The organism is Heliomarina sp. (assembly GCF_052826185.1).
This window is the reverse complement of record NZ_JBRBUI010000011.1, coordinates 75830-96181: the sequence shown is the minus strand read 5'-3', so window position 1 is coordinate 96181 and position 20352 is coordinate 75830. Positions and strand designations below refer to the sequence as shown.

20 protein-coding genes and 1 pseudogene are annotated in these 20352 nt (G+C 59.9%); 3 read left to right on the top strand and 18 right to left on the bottom strand.

Annotation, left to right across the window (positions count from 1 at the left end; genetic code table 11):
* From ACU0FH_RS02145 to ACU0FH_RS02075, 15 genes are all read right to left on the bottom strand, one after another.
* Complete coding sequence (locus ACU0FH_RS02145; RefSeq protein WP_446193153.1) at positions 1–690, bottom strand: hypothetical protein; 690 nt, start codon at positions 688–690, stop codon at positions 1–3.
* Positions 690–1352 (bottom strand): hypothetical protein, encoded by a 663-nt coding sequence (locus ACU0FH_RS02140; RefSeq protein WP_446193152.1) that lies wholly within the window; start codon positions 1350–1352, stop codon positions 690–692. The genes ACU0FH_RS02145 and ACU0FH_RS02140 overlap by 1 nt, the downstream gene beginning before the upstream one ends.
* The gene (locus tag ACU0FH_RS02135; protein ID WP_446193151.1) at positions 1352–3556 is read right to left on the bottom strand and encodes a phage tail tape measure C-terminal domain-containing protein; all 2205 of its coding nucleotides are present in this window, start codon (positions 3554–3556) and stop codon (positions 1352–1354) included. The genes ACU0FH_RS02140 and ACU0FH_RS02135 overlap by 1 nt, the downstream gene beginning before the upstream one ends.
* A complete protein-coding gene (locus ACU0FH_RS02130; RefSeq protein WP_446193150.1) occupies positions 3546–3677 on the bottom strand; it encodes a DUF7697 family protein in 132 nt (43 codons plus the stop codon). The genes ACU0FH_RS02135 and ACU0FH_RS02130 overlap by 11 nt, the downstream gene beginning before the upstream one ends.
* An 89-nt stretch (positions 3678–3766) precedes the next feature.
* On the bottom strand, positions 3767–4294 hold the full coding sequence (locus tag ACU0FH_RS02125; protein ID WP_446193149.1) for a hypothetical protein: 528 nt from the start codon (positions 4292–4294) through the stop codon (positions 3767–3769).
* 11 nt (positions 4295–4305) lie between these two features.
* The gene (locus tag ACU0FH_RS02120; protein ID WP_446193148.1) at positions 4306–5262 is read right to left on the bottom strand and encodes a phage tail tube protein; all 957 of its coding nucleotides are present in this window, start codon (positions 5260–5262) and stop codon (positions 4306–4308) included.
* 21 nt (positions 5263–5283) lie between these two features.
* Entirely contained in the window at positions 5284–5724 is a 441-nt protein-coding gene (locus ACU0FH_RS02115; protein WP_446193147.1) for an acyl-CoA transferase, read from the bottom strand.
* Positions 5717–6334, bottom strand: coding sequence for a DUF6441 family protein (locus ACU0FH_RS02110; protein WP_446193146.1), 618 nt, complete (start codon positions 6332–6334; stop codon positions 5717–5719). The genes ACU0FH_RS02115 and ACU0FH_RS02110 overlap by 8 nt, the downstream gene beginning before the upstream one ends.
* Before the next feature lie 31 nt (positions 6335–6365).
* Positions 6366–6686, bottom strand: coding sequence for a head-tail joining protein (locus ACU0FH_RS02105; protein ID WP_446193145.1), 321 nt, complete (start codon positions 6684–6686; stop codon positions 6366–6368).
* Between the two features lie 3 nt (positions 6687–6689).
* The gene (locus ACU0FH_RS02100) at positions 6690–7022 is read right to left on the bottom strand and encodes a DUF2190 family protein (RefSeq protein WP_446193144.1); all 333 of its coding nucleotides are present in this window, start codon (positions 7020–7022) and stop codon (positions 6690–6692) included.
* Positions 7023–7133: 111 nt separating this feature from the next.
* Complete coding sequence (locus tag ACU0FH_RS02095; RefSeq protein ID WP_446193143.1) at positions 7134–9203, bottom strand: prohead protease/major capsid protein fusion protein; 2070 nt, start codon at positions 9201–9203, stop codon at positions 7134–7136.
* A 4-nt stretch (positions 9204–9207) separates the two neighbouring features.
* Entirely contained in the window at positions 9208–10758 is a 1551-nt protein-coding gene (locus ACU0FH_RS02090) for a phage portal protein (protein ID WP_446193142.1), read from the bottom strand.
* A 2-nt stretch (positions 10759–10760) separates the two neighbouring features.
* Positions 10761–10964 (bottom strand): phage head-tail joining protein, encoded by a 204-nt coding sequence (locus ACU0FH_RS02085; RefSeq protein WP_446193141.1) that lies wholly within the window; start codon positions 10962–10964, stop codon positions 10761–10763.
* Positions 10964–12973 (bottom strand): phage terminase large subunit family protein, encoded by a 2010-nt coding sequence (locus tag ACU0FH_RS02080; RefSeq protein ID WP_446193140.1) that lies wholly within the window; start codon positions 12971–12973, stop codon positions 10964–10966. Before ACU0FH_RS02080 ends, ACU0FH_RS02085 begins: the two co-directional genes overlap by 1 nt.
* Positions 12973–13449 (bottom strand): hypothetical protein, encoded by a 477-nt coding sequence (locus ACU0FH_RS02075; protein WP_446193139.1) that lies wholly within the window; start codon positions 13447–13449, stop codon positions 12973–12975. Before ACU0FH_RS02075 ends, ACU0FH_RS02080 begins: the two co-directional genes overlap by 1 nt.
* A gap of 850 nt (positions 13450–14299) precedes the next feature.
* On the opposite strand from ACU0FH_RS02075, the gene ACU0FH_RS02070 reads away from it, so the two are divergent.
* The 3 genes and pseudogenes from ACU0FH_RS02070 to ACU0FH_RS02060 all read left to right on the top strand — a co-directional run bounded on the left by ACU0FH_RS02070 (position 14300) and on the right by ACU0FH_RS02060 (position 18270).
* The gene (locus tag ACU0FH_RS02070) at positions 14300–15298 is read left to right on the top strand and encodes an AAA family ATPase (RefSeq protein WP_446193138.1); all 999 of its coding nucleotides are present in this window, start codon (positions 14300–14302) and stop codon (positions 15296–15298) included.
* 10 nt (positions 15299–15308) lie between these two features.
* Positions 15309–17663 carry a S8 family peptidase gene (locus ACU0FH_RS02065; RefSeq protein ID WP_446193137.1) on the top strand — a complete coding sequence of 785 codons (2355 nt, stop codon included), beginning with the start codon at positions 15309–15311 and terminating at the stop codon, positions 17661–17663.
* Positions 17664–17927: 264 nt separating this feature from the next.
* Positions 17928–18270: pseudogene (locus ACU0FH_RS02060) on the top strand (zinc ribbon domain-containing protein YjdM).
* 161 nt (positions 18271–18431) lie between these two features.
* Here the strand turns inward: ACU0FH_RS02060 and ACU0FH_RS02055 are convergent.
* The 3 genes from ACU0FH_RS02055 to ACU0FH_RS02045 all read right to left on the bottom strand — a co-directional run bounded on the left by ACU0FH_RS02055 (position 18432) and on the right by ACU0FH_RS02045 (position 20317).
* On the bottom strand, positions 18432–18899 hold the full coding sequence (locus ACU0FH_RS02055) for a hypothetical protein (protein ID WP_446193136.1): 468 nt from the start codon (positions 18897–18899) through the stop codon (positions 18432–18434).
* 165 nt (positions 18900–19064) lie between these two features.
* Entirely contained in the window at positions 19065–19721 is a 657-nt protein-coding gene (locus ACU0FH_RS02050) for a hypothetical protein (RefSeq protein WP_446193135.1), read from the bottom strand.
* Entirely contained in the window at positions 19718–20317 is a 600-nt protein-coding gene (locus tag ACU0FH_RS02045) for a hypothetical protein (RefSeq protein ID WP_446193134.1), read from the bottom strand. The genes ACU0FH_RS02050 and ACU0FH_RS02045 overlap by 4 nt, the downstream gene beginning before the upstream one ends.
* Positions 20318–20352 lie beyond the last annotated feature (35 nt).

Below are 20352 nucleotides of genomic sequence, written 5' to 3'. Positions count from 1 at the left end.
TCATGGGCCCTGGTAGACCGGATCGCCCGGCGCTTCCGACGACGTGTCTGGCTTCGGGGTCTTCTCGGTGGTTTTGGAGGGGGTTTTCGCGCGAACGCCACCCCAGACCGTTGTCACTGTCCCGGCAACGGTGGCGTATTGACGAAAGTCATCACCCGGAGATCTGGCCTGCAAGCTGTGGTGCGACTTTTTCAGCGCGAGCGGACGGGTCAGCGAATGAGCGGAACTCAGGAGCTCGACCTCGGCCGCACCTGATCCACCCACACCCGGTGTCGTTATGGGCGTCGCATTTACACTGCCCTTGAACACGCGAACCGGGTCGGCGAGCAGGTTGTGGGTCGCCGGATCGAAATAGGCGATATGCATCTGGGCAGGCGCAAGCCGTGGGTCATATCCCCGCAGCGCCTGCCGCACTTCCGGCGCAATATGCGACAACCTCAATGTATGGGTTCGCACCGATAGGCCTACATTCGCCGTCATGGGCTCGGTACCGATCATCGCGCCGGCGCCATAATAGGTGCGAGTCTCCCCACCAATATTGAAGTCCTGATGGTCCGCGCCAGTCCAGAAGCCCACCGGCTCCCGAACGCCAGTGCTTCTGTCCTTTGCCTCGATCCAGACCAGCAGGCAGGCATACATCCCTGCCCTTGCCTGCAGCATGGACAGAATTGGTGCGGCGAGGTTTCTCATCAGGCTCTTAGGGTCTGGATAAAATCGAAAGAGATCGAGCGCAGTTTCGTGCGTCGCGACGATCCCGGCTGATAACTGCCCGGCACGATGATGGCCTTGCAATGCGGACGGTCGAACTCGACAGCTGCGCCGATGGTGGCACCTGGTCGGATGTGCGGCCGAACCTCAAACGTCGGAGTGGTTCCGCTACCGTCCGCCACGACAGAACTGGTGGACACGCGGTGCAGGGCGTACCGAACCGGGTTGCTCCCGTATTGGAAAGAGAACATGTCACCGCGACGCAGCTCATAACCAGCTGGAAGCCCCGAGATCTGAAGCTCTACGTTGTTACTCTCCAACTGGTGGATTTCCGGAGAGGCGCCAGAGATGATTGAGCCCTTCGGATCCAGCACCGGATGTGAGCTGTCCAGGCGCCAGATCAGGAACGAGCCGTTGCTGTCGAGCAGCAGCTCGATCCGATCGATGATCGAGCGCGCGTCGTCGAAATTCATCCGGTCGATCATGCAGTTCCCAGACCAGAGCCGCGGCCCCAGTTGGTCGCGCAAAATCGAACCTTCTCCGAGACCGGACACCTCGACGTTTTCGCCCAGTTGAAAGCGCTGCTCGGAGACCGGAAGCTGTCCGAAGAAACCACCCCGGCCAAGAGGAAAACTGATCGGCATCAGGAACGCATCCTTGGGTTCTTTCTGATGGTCGCGACACGCTCCGGCAGTTTCTTGTCATAGAAGTTGACCGCCGCATCGCTGATCTGCACGGCGGCCTCATTCGCCTCGCTGAGAAATTCGGCTTTCAAACCATCGCCCAGTATGACCTTCAGGACGCCACCACCAGCCTTGCCGGCAGCAACTTCTGCCTTGGACTGGACGCGCTCGCCCCGTTGCAAAATCGCCGGAACCTCGTCACTGGCTAAACCGGGAAAGCCCCCGCCATGAAAGCGCTGCGCCCCCGCGAACAAGGCTGCCGGGACTGTCCGTTGGCGCCCGCCTGCTCCAACATCGCCGCCCCCGTGCAGATAAAGGCTGGAAACTGCTTTGCCGATGAACCCGTCAGACAAAGCGCCCGCAATTGGTCCCAGAATTGACTGGCGGAACTGTAAGACAGCGAGATCGGCAAGCATGCTCTGCACGAGGCTCTTGAAATCGGCCTTGCCGCCGCTGACAAAGTCCCGGAATGCATTTTCCGCGCTTTTGAACCCGCCCGCCAGGGCGTCGCCGATATCATCGCCAATGCGCTTGGCCTCTTCCGCATAGGTGGCGAGGGATCTGGAAATCGCCTCGTATCCCGTTCTTGCCTTGTCGAGCTGGGCAACGAGATCTGCGACCTGCTTCTGTTCCATGTCTGCCGCGTCGGCCAGCTTGTCAGCATATTCGAGCATCTTCTTTTTGACCGGGTCGGTTTCCCGCAGCACGGCCAGCTCGCTCTGCAGCGACTTGACGAGGTCATCCACCTTGTCTTTCTGACCCCCCTTTCCGTCTTCGTCCTTATTCCGGGCATTGCGAACCGACTGATCCCTGACCGAGTTGTAGAAATCGCCCAATGGATCCCGATTCAGAATTTCCTCCTGCCTGTTCAGGTATCCGTCGCGCGAATTGGCAATACGACCGGTTGCGGCATCTTTCCGGACACCCGCCGCATCTGCCACGGTGCGCGCGCCACCAGCTGCGTCAAACAGCGCGCCTCCCGCAGACAGATCTGTGCCAAACACGCTGTTCAAGCCTTCCGCGACATCCTTGAGGAAACCACCGATCCCGCCAAGCATGTCGGCAAGCGCGTTGAAGACGATTTCCTTCGCGCTGTTCCACGCGGCCGAGAACAGGTCCGGTATGACATTGATCGAGAACTTGATGTCCTCGACCACGAGGCTGAACCCGTTGATGATCGCATTGCCCAACCACCGGACGCTCTCTACCACCTTGTCCCAGGCCGTCTGGAACCACCCGCTGATAAGCTCTGTCGCTGGTTGGATAAACTGCTTGATGCCGCGACCAATCACCTGGAACGTTGCCAGCGCCACATCCCCGAACCCGACGGTCACGTTCTGGGCTTCGTTGATGTCTGCACGCATGCCCAGAATGGCGGCACCCGCAGCCACAAAACCGGCCGTGAGCAGAGGAAACCGGCTGACAACACCGCCAAGCATCCGGCCGAGATCCCGAAAGACCCCCCCGACTCCGCCATTTCCAAAACCGTAGACCTGCGCGATCTGCGTGCCTTGCTGGGCCATCACAAGGAACGGGTTCATGCCGCCGGCCAGAGACACACCGATGTCATTGACCTGATAGGCCAGCTGCTGCATGCGCATCGATCCCGCCCGCGAAGCATGGGCAACCTGCGTGACGCTGGTCGCCATCCCCTTGTAGGCAGCGATGCTGCCAAGCGCCGCCTGCCGGGACCGTGAGATTGCGGCCGCCATTTCGTCAGCGGAAATGGCGCCCTCGAGATGCGCGGCCCTGACTTCGGAGACCTCGGAGCGATAGCGACGGATCACGCCGTAAATCGGATTGTACTTGGCCCGCAGATCATCGAGCACCTGCCCTTGCCGCAGGTATTCCGACGTGGTTTGACCGATCGCCGGGGTAACGCCGGTCAGCCTGTTGATCTGGTCAACCATCGGCGTCGCGGCGGCTGCCGTCGTCCGCATGGCCCGGGCTGCTTGCCCTGCCCGCGCGGCTATGGCTTCCAGATTGCGCTGCGCCTCGCTGGCGGCCGAGCTGACCACATCGATGCCGGCCGATGCAGGCCCCGTGCTCGACGCGATCCCCTGCATCGCCTCGCGCCCCGCCGTGCCGATATCGCGCATTTCAGCTTTGACGATCTGCCCACCAACGGCGGCAAATCGAACTGAGATGCTCTTTTCACGATTCATCGGAAGCCCGAACCTTTTCGTTCATCTTCGCCATGGCGACTGTTTCAATTTCAGGCAGGAACTCGGCCACGGCCATACGGTCTATCCCCAGCGCGTCGGCCAGGGAAAACGCCGCGTTCATGTCCCAGCCGATAAAGGCGACGGAGAGGCCACCGGCGACACGCCGTTGACCGCGCAGTTTGTGGACAAGCGACCAGATCTGCCGTCCCTCTACGCTTTGCGCCTGGTTGGTTTTTTGCGGGCACTCTTTGCAGATGCCGGGACAGGCCCTGCAGAATTCGTCGCCCCCGCCGAAGTGCCATTCAGCGAGAGCGATGAGCCGTTTTTTTCCTGCTGCACCGCCAGCCACTTCGACAGGTATGCCTGCTCGTAAGCTTTGTAGATCGCCGCATGATCGAGCAGCGCATCGACCCGATCGGGCGTGACCGGTGCAGGGGAACCGTCCGGGTCCTCAATGCCTTCCCAGCTCTCGACGGTCAGGCGTGCGATCGCCTTGGCCAGAAGCACGGCAAATCGGGACTGCGATTTGAGCTCCGCCTTGCCATCAGAGGTCGCTACCTCATTGGCCTCGATCAGTTTCGAGATTTCGTCAGCGTACTCCAGCAGGCTATCATCTGTTGAGGCTTGCTGGACGATATCGGTCAAGGCCGGGCGGGCGTGGATCGCTACGGCGGGACTGTCGGCGATCGCGGGAAATAGTTCGTACCGCTCAACAGCGGGCGAAAGGTTCAGTCTCATTCAGGATCCTGTCAGGTTGGATTGTCAAAATCGGCCATTGCATTGACCAGGGTCACGGTCGCCATGCAGCCCTCGACCGCATTGAGCGCTGCCTGCCAGGCAAAGGTGGCCTGCATTCCTCCGGGTCCGGTGATCGGCAAGCGCGGCTTCGGCAGGTAGACCTCATGCGCCACGAGGTTCAGTGAGTTACCCGCGTCGATGGTGTAGCCGAAGTCCAGCGCGCAAGGATCGCCGTCATGCGCCTGGTCCAGCAAGGTGGTGTCGGCAAAGCGCACCACGATTTCGCCGGACAGCATGGTTTCGCCCTCATCCGCCCCGTCGATCTTGCCGTCATCGCGGATGGTCTCCACCCGATCGAGATTGTTCGTATAGGTGATCTGCCCCGAGACGATGTTGCCAAGCTGAGTCCCGTTGCGCTTGATCGCGCCGGTGAAGGCGCCAAAGCGTTGTAGCGGCAGTTCCGTCATCGTCCCGACGGCAGTGGAGGTCGCGGTGGTTTCTCCTTGCGCAATGCAGGCGACGGTCGCGGTCACCAGCCCGGAACGTTGCATGGTCCAGTTGATGCTGTTGGCCTTGATGCCGCTCAGCATCCGGAACGAGGGGACGTCAGGGTTACCGACCTCGGCCGAGAAGCTCGGCAGGTTGTATGCACCAGACGTGAACTCATGGGCATAAGGCGCAGAGGCGCCTGTTGTCGCCGGCTCGCCAAACAAGGCCTTGAGCCAGATCCCAAGAAAGGACGGATCCAGCGGCACGACCACATCCCCATCCGCCGTGATAGCATCCTTGGCCGGTGGCAGTGGGTCACGCCCGTAGCCAAGCAACTCATTGCTTAGCAGCGGCTGTTCGCTGCCAAGCGTTGTCGACGCAAACGGCATCTTCCAGAAACTGCCGGATGCCGGCGGCGTGCCATAGGTGGATTCAAAGCCGAGCGCGAACTGCGCGCGGGCTCCAAGAGCGCGTGCCATTTTCTAATTCCTTTCGATACATCAGGCCAGCGGGTCGCTGGTGCCATAGATGAGGTTCACGCCGATCGTCGCGGCCTTGAAGGTCTCAGCGCCCTCGACGGGCACCTCCACCGGAACCGGCGCATCGCCCAGCACATAATCGCACAGGCCGCCGAGCGTCCGATCAGCGACAATGGCGGCGCCGACCACCTGCTTGAGCGCATCAAAGACGGTGTCGCGCGTTGAAGCGGCATCAAGAGCCGTCACGATATCCACCTCCGCGAGATGCTCGTAGACATATACCGGTGGCGACATCAGCGCCTCGGGGGTGCCCGGGTCGCCGTCGCGAAGGCAGATCCAGCCGCCAGCGGGAACGCGGGCGGGGAAAGTTTCGTTGCGTGCAACCGTAACACCGATGGGCGCCGCGACCTGCAAGGCCGCAAAGAAGGCCTTGAGCACTTGCTCGCTGTAGCTGTCAGCCACCGGTGCCGCCTTTCCAACCGTCGAGGATTAAACCCGGCAGACGGGTCGCCCAGGCATCCGATGCCCGATCGAGATCCATCTTCTGGCGCAGCTTCGCGAAAGGCACGAGGACGAAGATCGGCATGGTTTTCCTGGCACGCCGCTGCTTGGATCGGCGTTTTGCGTTGAAATCCAACGGATCACTCCAGCTTCGGTATGTCTTTGACCCATCGTCCACCAGAAGAGCGTGCTTGCCGGGGCGATATACGTAGCGGAGCCGGCGACCGGTCTTGCGCTCCCAGCCGGCCGGCGTGATGCGCTTGTTTCCCGGGGCCCGCATTTTTTGCACGTCTGGCGCGATGGGGATCGCGAGGTAAAATCCACTGCTCGACCGGATCAAACTTCCCCGGTCATGGGCATCCAGAATGTCCGGCGCTCGCGAATAAACGAGCGAGGCGGCGTTGATGCTCGACTGACCTTGCGGGAAGGAACGAGCGCGAACCGTGTTGGCAAGCCTGTTGCCAAGTCCTGCGCGCTTCACCTCGTTGCGCCAGTCGCGCTTCAGACCCTCACCTGCCCGCCTAGTTCCGCGCGAAACCGCGCGCTCGGCACGCGCCACTTCGGCCAACATGATCTCAACCGGATCGCCTTGGGTGGAAAACTCAAACCGCAACGGGGCGGACCTCCGCTGTCCAGACCAGTCTTTCGCTGTCACGACGCGGTTCACCGAAGACCTGGTAGGTATCGCCATCAATAGCCAGCGTGTCGCCCACCGTCAGATTGGCAACATCCGAGACCCTGAGATCGAAGACAACTGTGTCGGAAACAAACCGGCCAGAATTGAACTCCGCGATTTCATCCGGAGCGCGCTTGATCGCACGGATTGAAGTGGCCGGATCAGCGCCGCCGGAACGATACGCCGCGTCGACTGCCATATTGGGGTCGGCGAAGATGGCATCCACGGCGGCGCTGAACGCATTCATGGGTCAGGCAACCAAGCCAAGGCGAACCTGGCCGACCGTCTCGGAGGCGCCGGAACCGACGACCTCATAGGCAACGCCGATCAATGTGTTACCGGACGCCGTCGTGGTCGCATTGCCGCCGGGGGTCCAGTAGACCTTGACGCCGCGTGTCCAGGCCTGTGAGCCGACTTTAGGCAGTTCGAAAACACCGGTGGTGTTCATCTCGCCGGTTTCGCCATCGGCGACGTCACCCGCCGCCACGCCAAACAGCGAGCCCGACAAGACGCCCTGACCGGACGTCACATCGCCGGAGGCCGTGAAGGGAACCGTGTCCCCCTTTGCGATAAAATTCTTCATCGTTTCGATCCTTTCGGAATATCAGGGAAAAGGTGCACCCGGCCGGGAGGAGGATGGCCGGGCGCGGTCGATAGCCTCCCGAGGACGTGAAGCTAAGGATCAAGTCGCTGATCAGGCCGCAGCGGCGCCGGGATTCTTGTAAAAGCCCCGGTGATCGATGGCCTTGGCGCCGAAATCATGGCGCGCCTTGAGTTCCATGCCATCGACCTCGAACCCCATCCGGGTTTCGGTGAACACGCCGTCCTGCCCATCGAGATAGGCATATTCGATCGTGTCGATCATGGTCGGCGCCGCAGCGGCAAACCACGGATCCTGCCCGGAGGTCGGGATCAACCGACGCTCTTCGATCACCTGCATCCGCCCGGCATAGGTGTTTACATCGGCCGTGCTGCTCGGCGTCGTCGCCGTCAGCTGTTTGCGCGCCTCAACGGCGCGCTGGCCCGGCGGAACGATGATCATGTCGGGCGATACGGAAATCTTGTGCCCTTCGATCCCGGTTTGCTTGGCATAGGCCCGATACATCGACGTCAGGGCTTTCTCATCGATGACCGACGCCGTCCCGAGATTGCCATGGCTGGCATGGAACAAGGCCGTGCCGTCGCCCATGGTCGGGTTCTGCGTCAGGATCGCATACACGATATCCGCCTCGAGATCCGCCGCACGGGCCCCGAATGCCGTGGCGAGCCGGGAAAACGCGCCCAGGTCGTCATTGATCAGCATCTGACGGGTAAACGCGATGATCTTGCCGTAGGTCGACAGGGCATAGGCTTCTTTTGCCTCGCCCATCTTGCCATACTTGAACTCGCCGGATTCCGCGACTTTCGACAGGTCCGGGGCACCCGAGATCTGGACGCGGGTGGTTTCCTTGAAGTCCGGCAGGGATTCACGTCGGCAGAAGGCTGTGAATGTACGCGGAATTTCGTCATAGGCTTTCCGAAGCGACTTGTTCGCGACATTCGCCAGCAGGATCGGAAAATCCGAGGTGGAGTGATAACCCGCTGCACGGGTATCAAAGGCGAGCCGGGCGACTTCCATCTTGGCCATGCCACGCGTGTTGATCCCGATCCGGCCCAAAGCTTCGCGCGCCACCTCGAGGGTGCTCATCCCCCGGAACTCGCGGGCATCTTCCGGCAGGTCCGAAGACAGGTTGCAGCGATGCTCGAAAGCAGCGGTCACCGCATTGCGAAAGCCGACTTGCTGGCCGTCTTGCCGCTTCACACGGGCAGGTTCATACGAGCGCCCCTCGAGCGGATCCCGCTCGGCAATGGCGTCGAGAATCTTTGTGCGCGCCTGCTCGACGCTCGCGCCGGTCCGGATCAGGTTTTGCTCGAAATCGCTCCCGAGGTCGTGGCGACGGCAGAGATCAGAGATGACCCCCGAGCGCTCGCGTTCTGCGGCAACGGCGCGCTCTGCGACATCCGTGGGATTGTCTCGCGTTTCCGGGGCGGTGGGCGGCGTCGGGGTTTCCGTGGTCTCGGGCGCGTCGCGCTGTTCCTCACCGCCCTCGGCGTCATTGCGGCCCATATCTTGCCCGGCCGCGGGCTTACCGTTCTTGGACATATTCGTCCCTCTCTCAAACGCCACGGCTGCGGCTGTGCTGTCCTGCCGGTTCAGGACACAAGGATAGCAGTCCGCCACGCCGGATCTCTCCGAGCTGATGGCTGCTCCGGGATCGGCGGGCATGGAGACCGCCGAAATTTCGTAAGGTTCCCAATCGACGGCGCGCCAGATTTCGCGCTCGCCGTCTTTTTTGGTGATGTCGTACCGGTGCACCCGGTAGCCGACGGAGACCTTGTTGATGGTCCCTTCAAGGATGCGATGCACCGCGCCGGCCGCGTCCTCGGCGCTGGTCAGCCGGATCGTTGCATAGCCCTTGCCGCCCTCAACACGCACCGAACCCGGCACCACGCTCCCGAGAACCGTAGAAACACCGCCCCAGGCGCGATGGCTGTCGAGGAACGGTCCCCCGTTGTCGAGACGCTCAAGACGCAGCGCGTCATCGGAGACTTCCAGTTCCTCGTCATATTCAACCCGGTCGTCCCACCCCTCCCAGCGAACCCGCTGAACGGTGGCCCCCGTGGTCCAGACGACCTCGATGGTGCGCGCTTCGATATCGATGGCTTCCAGGCGCACCGAAGCCTCCCGCGCAACAAGCGGGATCTCAAAAATGTCCTTCGGCATGATTTTAGTCCTTCTCGTTGCCTTTGGGCGGCGCCGGCGGATCCGTCTCCGCCGTTGGCTCGGTTTGGAACAGACCTTGCTTGGTCACTTTGCGCGGATCGCTATCGAGCACGAGGCCGAGGGCATCCGCCTTATCAAGCGCCTTCTTCTGTTCCTCGAGAACATCCTCGGCGTTATAGCCGCGCTTCGCGATCTGCTCTGGCAAGGAGGTAAACCCGGCGCGCACCTCGAGAAGATCCGTCTGCGCATCCTGCCACGGATTGACGCTTTCGAATTTTGGCGTCGACCACTCGACTGCCACCGTCGGGGACGGGAGGAGACCCGCCGTCCATGCCGCTTCGGTAAACCAGTCCCACAACTTCTGGCACAGCATCGGGATAATGATCAGCCACTGCACCTGGTCGATCATTCTGCGAAACTCATTGATGCCAACCCGGCTGCTCGAATAATTCGCCTCGCGCAGATCCCCGGTTAGCAGCGCGTAGGGAATCCGGAACCCGGCGGCAATGATATGTTGCTGCACCGAGTTCCAGTCGCGCACCCCGGCGGTCGATCCGGGCGTGTTGAACTTGATATCGCGACCGTTGCGCGCATAAGCCAGAAGGCCCGGCTCAAACTGCTCAATCGGGTTGCCGTTTTGATCCTCGATCATGGGACGCGCCCCGACGCCGCCCTGACCGCCATCCTCGTCGCCAAACACGATCCCGACCATGCAGGCTTCGGTTTTCTTGCGCACCAGCTCAGCCAGTTGCCAATCGTCGAGGTCCCGCAGCGCCCGCAGTGCAGGCGTCCCCCAGGGCACCCCCCGCGACTGAACCCTCTGGCGCTCAAAGAGATGCGCCACTTTCGAGGCCGGCACCCGTTTGGAAACAAGGCTCCTGCGGAACACCGCGCTGTTGTCACCGGGGTGGTCCGGGTACAGCCAGAATGCCGATCGACGCCCCGAGCGGTCATACTCGATCCCTTGCGATATGCGCGAGCCATCCTCACCAGTCTGCCAGCGCCCGGTGTCGAGATGATCCGCTTCCATCAGTTCGATTTCCAGCGGCACAACGCGCGTTCGCGACGGGCGCTTTGGCCTGTTCACCGCGAAGACGTCACCTCCTTCGAGCATTTCTCGGACCGCAAGATTTACAAGCCCGTGGAAATCCGTGTGCCCATGGGCATCACATTGCTTGCTCCACTGCTCAAACAGACCATCTACGCGCTTATCGAGCGCTTCATGGCCGGTTTTGGCCCGAGGTCTAATGCCGGGCCCGACCATACTGCTGACCAGCACCTGAACAGCATTTGCCGCGAGGCTGTTGTTGCGCACCAGATCCCGCATCCGGTCGCGCAGCACCTGCCCGGCGACGGAAATCTCGCTGTCTGCGGAAGTTCTGGTGGTCTTCCAGCCATCCGTCAGGCGGGTATGCGACCCGCCTTCGTAGGATCTGCGCATGTTTTCCAGTGCAACCCGGCCTGCATAGCGGCGCGCCGCCGCTCTCGGCGAAAACACCGAAATCGCCTTCTCGGCGAAACCGAGAGGCACGGACGGATCCCGTTCATTCATCATGTTCAGCCCCGCGAGAACCGAGTGAGCATGACATTTGGCCGACGCTTGCCGGACGCGGTCGCGATTTCCGTTTCGAGATCGAAGATCGCGTTATTCAGCTCCGCCATCGAACGGTACACGGTCACCTTGCCCTCGTATTCGACGCGCAAGACGCCTGAACGCTTGATGCTCTTCAATCTGGCAAGCTCTTGTTCTGGCGTATCCATTACAACCATTTCCCTTTCTGTCGGCCACCGAGCCAACCCGGCTTTTCCGATGCATTGTGTTGCGGCTTCGGCTTTGTCGCCACGGCCGGCGAAACAACTATGGTTTCTTCAAACAGGTCTCGCTGCGGCTCTTCCGGCGCGATGCCCCGCTCTGCTTCGAATGCCGCCCACTGTTCCGCCGTGAGAGACGTCCACCCTTTGCGCCGAGCGGCAGCTTCCGCGTAAATCATTGTATCGAGCCCTTCGTTTCGGCGGGTCGGTTCGACAAGATCCCAGGAGCTGGTCACCACGCCGGTGCGGGACCGCTTGAGAACTCGGACTTCCGATGTAATCTGGCGGAAATACTCATCTCCCAGCCCCCGGGCGATGTGGCAGTAGCCGCGCTCAACCGGATCATCCTTGTCCAACCATGTGTAGAAGTCGGCCTTCAACTGGCTCACGTTCAACATCCACGCCCGCTTCTGGCGACGTTTCGCAGCGCCATCGGAGCGCCGTTCGAATTGCTGCGGCACCATGACGGGCCCGGTCGACGAACTGGCTCCCTTCACGATGATCACCCGCGACCACGGCCAGCGTTTGGCGAAAGACCAGACGTCTTCGGTAAAGGTACCGCCATCGATCGCCATCATATCCAGAGGCAGACGAAGTCCGCGCTCGGTACGCCACGTCGTTTTAAGGATGGCATCCAGAGCGGCCCTGCCCTCGTCATCCCCGATGTGATGCGGCAGCACGATGTAATCGACCACCCACCGCCGGTAATTGGCACCAAAAGCAACGACGTGGACTTCCATCCGGTCGCCCTGACAGTCAACGCCCGCAGTGAGGATGATGCCCCGTGCCGGTACTACGCCCTTTGGCCGCCCCTCCTCCTCGGGTGCATTTTCCACCCGGTTCCGCAACGCTTCCCAATCGGGCCCCTTGCTCGCCTGCTCGAAGGGCAAACCAAGCACGTCGTTGAAAAACGTCTGCTCGGTTTCCGCGTTCACCTTGTCGGCAATCGCCGCTTCGGTTTCGCCGCTGGTCTTTACCGCCGTCCATCCCATGACGCGGGCGTAATCAACGGCAATCGATGCCCAGTCCCGTTGCGGCGCATAGGCACGCCACAGATGGAACCCCGGATGGTCACCTGCCGGGTTCTGAGGCTCCCAATGACCGGCCGCGACCATCTTTTCCTTATCGGCATGGGCGATGACCGCGCCACAGTCATCGCAGCTGAAGCACGCGGCGTGTAAACGCTCCGGATCGAGGTTCTTCCGGAAGTTCTGCCAAGTGAGCGGCGCTTCATGCCCGCAATGCGGACAAGGCACGAAGTAGAGGCGTCGATCACTGCGATCATAGGCTCGCGTGATCCGGCAAGTCCCCTTGATTTGCGGCGTGGAAACCCGCAACAGCTTGGCATCTTCAAAACCTGATGCCCGGCTTTCGGCGAGAGCTTCAGGATCCCCCTTCGCGGTCATCTCGAACTTTGCCACGTCATCCATGACCACCAGCCGGCGCGACGTGCCGGCAAGGTCATCTGGAGAACCTGCACTCGCTATCTTCAGCGAACCGTTTCTTGCCAAGGTTTCCTGATTGAACTTGGCGTCCTTGTTGTCTCCCTTGCCTTCTCCGAATATCCGCCGAAGGCTCGGGGCCTGACGACGCATCGGCAGCCACTTATTGTCGGCCCATTCCGTCGCCGCGCTTGTCGTCGGATGCACCACAAGGCTGTCCAGTGGGCCGAACTCGTGCCAGGCACCAACCACCGGATTCACGATCGACACGGTCTTACCCCACTGTGCCGAGCCTCGGATCGTCACTTCCCGCGCGGCGTGCTCCGGTGACAGAACTTCGTGGATCTGCCTGAGAAACGGGAACCGGTCGATCCTGAACGGACCCGGCATCGGCGAACGTTCGTCAAAAACTATGTTCTCTTCGCACCATCGGGTGATGTCCGGCGGCGGTGGCGGTGCCATCGCCTCGGCAAGAGCGAGGGCGATGACACGTTCGGCCGAAATCAAGAACCCCATCAGAAGTTCGCCTCCGCCTCTTCTTCCGACAATTCGGCGGCTTCGGCTTGATCTTCCAGCACCACCTGCCGGGTGCCCCGATGATCCCGCCAGGTCTCGATCATGATTTGCCGAGCGGAGCGATAGTCTACCCCCAACCGATCCGCGACCTTTCGGGCGGCTTCACGCAGCACAGTCTCAAACTCAGCGATTTCCTGACCGATCTGCTTCGCGACCTGACGATGGACGGCGGCCGTAAGCACCATGCTACCTTCGGCTTCGGCATTGGCACGGCGCAGCTTACGGGCTTCTTCTTCGACCTTCTGGATCCGGGCCAGCTCATAGCGATCCGGATCTCGCAAAGGCAGTTCGTCGCTGGGACGAACTTTTGGCGCACCGTCGTCTTCGTCGTCCGCAATCTCGACAATGCGTTTCTTGGTTCCCGCCCCGTTGCCGAGCATCTGACCCGGATCAAGCTTGCGATTCAAAGCCTCCATACAAGCTGCTTCATCGAACCGCCGAGCTCGGCCCGTTCCAGAATAGCAGCCATCGAGGCGTCCATCGGCAACCAGCTGGCTGATGCGTCCCTTTGACAGGTTCAGCCGGGAAGCCAAGTCCGTCGCAGTTAAGCCAGCCATATCGCCATCGCTCTCAGTTTACCCTTTTCCTCTTGTTTAGGCCCATCTGGTTTAGGCTTTTGCGAATGTTTAGCGGCGCGAAACTCATGCGCTATCGCCCACCGCATACGTCCACAGCCCCGGAAGGACCCGAAGACCCGTGTGGCACCACCGTCCACCGATGCCGACCACAGAAACGCGAAGCGCCCGGTCGGATCTCTCCGCCGGGCGCAAATCAGTTGCTGGCTTTTTGTAAACAAGCTCACATTCTCAAGTCAATAGAATGTTCCCATGGAAGGCATATGATGGGCGCTTAGGGCGGACCGCAAACATTCGCCGCTTGCAGCTCTTGAATAGGGCTGTGTGTATTCTGTTGCCACCAACGGGCGGTTTCCGGACGTTCGCCGCGGAGACAATCCGATTGACCGGAAATGATGGAAGCCGCCATTCAGAACTGACCGCGAACTGGGTAGTCCAGTAACACTGCGTGACGGCACCATGCCCCATTCTTGAAATGCGGCATGGTAACCGACGGGAGGCCTCGACCTGTTTCGGCAAGGCCATTTTTCGGCACGTGTCTTTATACGTGGATTGACTTGGGTGGCCTCAAGTACCACCGTGTCGCCATGCATCGGTATCACTCAGTCTTGCAAAGAGGCCTGCGCGATCTGAATTGTTGTTGTCAACTCCCTTCCCGTGCATGTAGGGAAGGGGAGACGAGGGAGACGAAATGGCACGTGGCGAACTGATGAAAAAGCTCCTAACGAGCTACGGTCGAGATGACAAATTCCGCACCGTAGTTGAGCAGATCATCGGTGAGGAGGAGCGCAAGGGCAATCGAGTGCTCGCGAGCTCCTTGCGCAAGTCTCTCGAACGCCTCGGTGAAGGTGCGAGCCAAAAGGCTGCTACAAATAAACTCCTGCCCTTCCCCGACGAAGCCCGCGATTTCATACAACGAGTGGAGCCACAGCGCACACATACCGAGCTTCACCTATCGCAGGAAAATACTGAACTTTTCGCTGGCATCATACGTGAATTCCGGCAGGCCGACCGCCTTCGCCGCCATGGTCTCGAAGTGCGTTCTAAACTTCTTTTCTGCGGCCCGCCTGGCACGGGAAAAACCATGTGCGCAGAGGTGTTCGCCGGTGAGTTGGGACTACCCTTCTTTCATGTGCGCCTCGACAGCCTCGTGTCATCATACCTGGGCGAGACGGCCACGAACATCCGCAAGACCTTCGAATTCGCGCGGCGCCAGCCGTGTGTCCTTTTTTTCGATGAGTTTGACGCACTGGCGCGCTCGCGGGAAGAGGCGTCCGAGACCGGTGAGTTGCGCCGTGTGGTTAACAGTCTTTTGATGTTCATTGAGCAGATCGAGCCCGGTGGATTTCTCATCGCGGCTACGAACCTTGCGGGCCAGCTTGATCAAGCGATTTGGCGGAGGTTCGATGAAGTGGTCTGGTTCGATCTACCCGACGAGCGTATGATCGAAGCATATCTACGCCACGCTTTCCGCAACGTGGCTACGTCCATCGATCCGGCTACCTATGTCGACCGCCTGGCGGGTAGTTCCTATGCGGAACTGGCTCGGATCGCCCAACAAGCGATTAAGCTGTCGATACTGGATGGCAACACGGGTCTGACAGACGGCAACCTGCGCTCAGCCCTACGCAATTCCGAGCGCCGACGCGCAAGGAATAGCGTAGGAGGTGCAGGCGCCACTTCCGTGTAGGAATGCGGCAATGGCACAACTCGACCACCTGCAACTGATCCGTGCCCGCATGCCGATCGCACGCCGTAAAACTGGCGGCGGCAGCGCCCCACCTGGACGAGCTGGCGGTCATGGCGGCACCCTCCAAGCGGAGACCAGAACTGCGTTGGCGGAACAACGAGCTGCAAAGCCGGCCGCCTTCGTCGATCCCTCTCTACTACTTCGCGTACGCGTCGATGGACACATCGCCGAAAGCGATTGGGAAAGGCTCGGCCTCTCGGTGGTCTCCAGCGATGCAGATCGCACAGTGCTGCTTTTCTCTTCGACAGGCGACCTGACTGAGTTCATCGACCGCCTTAGTAAGTTCGACGAACCACCTGCCAATCCGGGTCAAAAAAATCCGAACTACGCCGGCCTCGTAGGGCGAATTGATGGTGTAGGAGGACTTTCCCCGCGGGATCGACTCGGGCCGAAGATAAAGGCCGCAGGCTTCACCGAAGCGGAAGACCTACAGGATGATGTGCAGTACATACTCGACATCGAACTTTGGGAGTTCGGCGCCCGGGCCCAGCGAGCAGCGAAGGTGGCGGAGATCGAGCGCTTTCTAATCGCTCAAGGCGGGGCCGTTTACGACAACTATATCGGACCTTCCATCACCGTAATGCGCGTGGAAGCGACAGGGCGCGGCCTCAGACCTCTCCTCGGAGTGCCCGAGATCGCGCTGATAGACCTCCCCCCGGAACCGGATCTCGAAGCCCAGCCACTGGTGGCCTTGGAGGCGGGTGCAATTCCCCTTGTCCTCGAACCGCCGGAAGGTGCGCCAGTTATCGGCATACTCGACAGTGGCTTGAATGATCATCCCCTTCTGAACGGACTCATCGTCAGTCGTCACGTCGGCGAGGGCATTACCGGCGCTGCTGACGTTTGGGGGCACGGCACATCTGTCGCGGGCACTGCGCTCTTCGGCGACCTACGCGATGCAATTTCGGTGGGTCCCTTGGAGCCGGTTGGACGGTTGGCTGTGGCTAAGGTAGTGGGGGACAACGGCCGGTTCCCGGAACGACGCACCGTGCCGCGTGTAATGGACACCGCAATTCGCACGCTACATGCGGACTCGGGCTGTAGGCTGTTCGTACTGTCTCTTGGAGATGTGAACGCGAACCTCGCCCAGGGTCGCGTCGGCCCTTGGGCCGCGACCCTCGACGCGCTCGCTCGCGAACTCGACGTATTAATTGTCGTCTCCGCCGGTAATCGCGGGCGGCCAAGACCCTTCATGGCGGCCACGTCGGAGGAATTAGTAACCGTATATCCGACCTACCTGCTCGAGCCTGAAAACCGGTTGGCCGAGCCTGCGGGTGCCGCGAACGTCATTACGGTAGGCTCTGTAGCGGGAGGGACAGGCCTCGACGCTCGGCATGCATACGATGTTAACATACGACCTATTACGCACGAATGGGGCGAACCATCGCCCTTCACACGCGTTGGTCCTGGGGCAGGCGGCATTCGAAAGCCTGACCTTGTCGATCTCGGCGGCACAGCTGTTTTCGACGTACCTTCGGTCAGCTTGGCAGGCGCGCCGCGCCTGCCCGCAGCGGGGGTGATCACTTTAAATCATCGCTACACGGAGCAGTACTTAACCGCCGCTGCAGGCACATCCTTCGCGGCGCCTCTGTTGATCCACAAAGCCGCGCGCCTGCTGCGTCGCATGCCCGATGCGTCTGCCAACCTCTTGCGAGCGCTCCTCGTGGGCGCGGCGCGCTCGCCCGATGCCTTTGAACGGCGGTTGGCCGCGATGACCTCCGTCGAACGTGTCAGGATCGGAGGCAACGGGGTCGTTGATACCAGCCGCGCCGCCTACTCGGATGATCATCGTGTTATTCTCTACGCCGAGGACGCCTTGGAGATGGATCAATTCGCGGTATACCGCTTACCCATCCCACCTGAGTTCAGAACTGGCGGTGACCGCACGATCCGGGTCTCCCTTGCCTACGACCCACCCGTCCGCCGCACTCGGAATGACTATCTAGGTACCAAGATGGATTTCCGCCTATTGCGCGGCATCGACGAGGCACAGCTCTTCGAGCATTTCCGCGATAGAGACAAGGCTTCGGAGGGAGCTGCACCAGCCGTGCCGGAGAAGTTTAAGTGCAAGCTCCAACCCGGGTCGGACGAGCGCGCGAACAATACGCTTCAGACGGCATCCATCACTTTCAAGCGTGATACGGAGGAGTATGGAGAGGTCTACTATCTCGTCGTGCGGTGCCTGTCCCACTGGGCGGTGGACCAAGTTTTTGATCAGCGGTTTGCCGTTGTCGTGGAACTTGAGCATCAACCGGCGATCAGAATTTACAACCGCGTTCGTGAGCGTGTGCAAGTACGAGTATAGGGTTCGGCACCCTGCCTATCCCAAGGTGGGACGGTTTCACAGATTTCGCTGAGTGCACTCGGACCTCATACCATAGCGCAGCTAAGGTTAATCCCGCCGTTTTCGCTGACCTTCGCAAGGCGCACCGTGCCGCTCGAAGTGATTGATGACCGATTTCGAAAAGCCGCATCGCAGCATCAGGCAACACGGCGAAAGTCCGCTAAGGGCCGCAATACTGAAATTTCCGCTTTTCTCGAGACTGTCATGAGATAATTGGACCAAACCATGACCGTTACATTACCACCATGCCCTGAATGCTCCTCGACCTATGTTTATCAGGTCGATGCTCTGCTGAACTGCCTAGAATGCGGACACGTGTCGGTACCGCATGAACTAGCTGGCACAGCTCCAAGATGTTCGCGACAGAGCCGGGAATGTCCTTGCGGAGGGTGACACAGTCATCGTTATCAGGGACTTAAAAGTCAAAGGTTCTTCGTCGGTGGTTAAGGTCGGCACTAAGGTTCGCGGCATCAGGTTGGTCAACGGCGATCATGACATAGACTGTAAACTTCCCGGAATTGGTCATATGAGCTTGAAATCTCAATTTGTAAAGAAAGTTTCTGAATAGCCCGCTTAGAACCACATCCGGGTCGATTGCGCTGCGTCAAATATAAGACACAGGTCGATAGAGTCTATTTCTAAAATTAGTTTTGACAAAATTCCATTACGACCATGATCGAAGAGCTCAGTTTAGAATCACACAGATAAAACTGCCTGCATGCATTAATGTCAATTTTGAATTAAAATATCATAGACGAACACGTAAATGGTCTGGATACCGGCGGCAGCACCGGCAATTATTGTAAGTGAAATCCATGTGTTGCGTAGATATCGCCACCTCCTATTTTCACTTATACTATTATCCGCATCTGACTTAAATTTCTCATATCTTTCCTCATCGACTCCCTCTCTAAGAAATTTTGCGATATTGGATATCTCTTCCTCGTTCGCTTTCCAACGGAAGTACCCTCCTTGTAAAATTACGTAAGGTAACCACCATAACCCAAGCATGGCCAAGCTAGGAACTGACGGGTTCACGAGCGAATCAAATTCATTCTCGCTTAACTGAATTATCAACCCAAAGACAGCACCAATTCCTATAGCAACATTTCGCTCCAGCACAAACTGCTGATTGCTTCTCTCTGCGATTTCGTTTCTTAGAAAATCATACTCTTTCAATCGTATTTCATCGCTCATAATTCCTTTCCTTCTCGCGTAATTAAGACGTTGCAAATAGGAGTTCGGGACGTATCAATATTACCGCAATGCCACGAGCAATAAGGCAAGAACAAGTTAACGACACCGAAATTAATACCACAACTAGGGAATAAAACATATTTAAATTATCGATTTTCGCCAACTTCAACAAACCCAAGGCTTCATCACCGGCATTGCCTCTGTAACCGCGAACGCAGACAACCCACCATAGACCCGAAACGTTTCCCTGAGTTCCCTCAGCGCGCCCCACCACAGAAGATACTCGCGCCGCAGCGAGGCTAGGTAAGCCGCATCGTTCCGGAACCTGACCGGACAAAGTCGAACTTCGTATTCGCGCAGCCGACCGCGATAGACATAGCGTTCTTTCCCAACGGCAACCGTTTTCGCGTGACGCCGCCCGTGTTTAAGCTGCGACTGCCACTGCACTGGCTCGCAGACCATGCGCGCCTCTGGCGCCCAGTCTGGTACCATGCCAGCCCGGGCGAGTTCCGCGATGCGGATCGCCATCGGGCGACCACCGTGGCTGACCGGTAGCGCCGCGACGGCCGAGGCGACGATCTCGGCATCCGGGTGCGGCTCCGACCTTCCGCCGCCGTCGATCTTGCAGCCGAGTAGTTGGCGCTGCATCAGCAGGTACTCTGCGCCATAGGACTGCATGTTAGCGCCGGAGCTCGCGCGGATCTCGTCGAAGTCTAGCTGCGCACATTCGGAGCGAAACGCCCATTCCAGCAATTCCTGAATGCTTACTGGCGTGGCCGCTGCCGAGCCGCGCGCTGGCTGGATGTGACGCACCGCCATCATGCCGCCTGCTCCCCTTCCCGGTCCTCGATGCCTTCCGCAACGATCCGGCTCAGCCGCTCGGCCGCGCGGTCGAACCGGGACAGCCAGTCGAGATCCTCGGGCGGGATCTGGAAGTTTCGGCGCTGACGGTCTCGGATCAATTCGGCTTTGCCATTGTATTCCCGCGCCTTATCCTCGACCAAGCGGATGGCCTGCGGTTTTACCGGCGGCGCCTTGTGCTGTTTCCAATATACATATTCCGCCACTAGCGCCCCATTCTGCAGGGCACGCTCCCCGGCACGTGAGCGGAACCAGGACAGCAGGCGCGGATGCTCTTCCAGCGGGCGCGGGTTCACATGATCCGCCCAGAAGGCAAAGGTCGCGAAGGCGGGCCAGAAACAGCGCTGCGCCCCCTCGCCTTTGGTCAACATCAGCTCGGCCATGGTTTCCAGATCCGCGTCGCTCATGTACGCCAGCGCATCGGCGATCCTGTCCAGTTCCGCCTTGGCCTTTGCCGCGTCGGTGCCTTTCTTGAACCGGAACCCCGCTGCCTGCAGCGGCCCGATCAGCAGTCTTCGCACCCGGTCCCGTTTGGTTTCCCCGTCTTCACTGCTCATTGCCCGTCCTCGCTCTCGCCTTTCTCGCCCCGTCC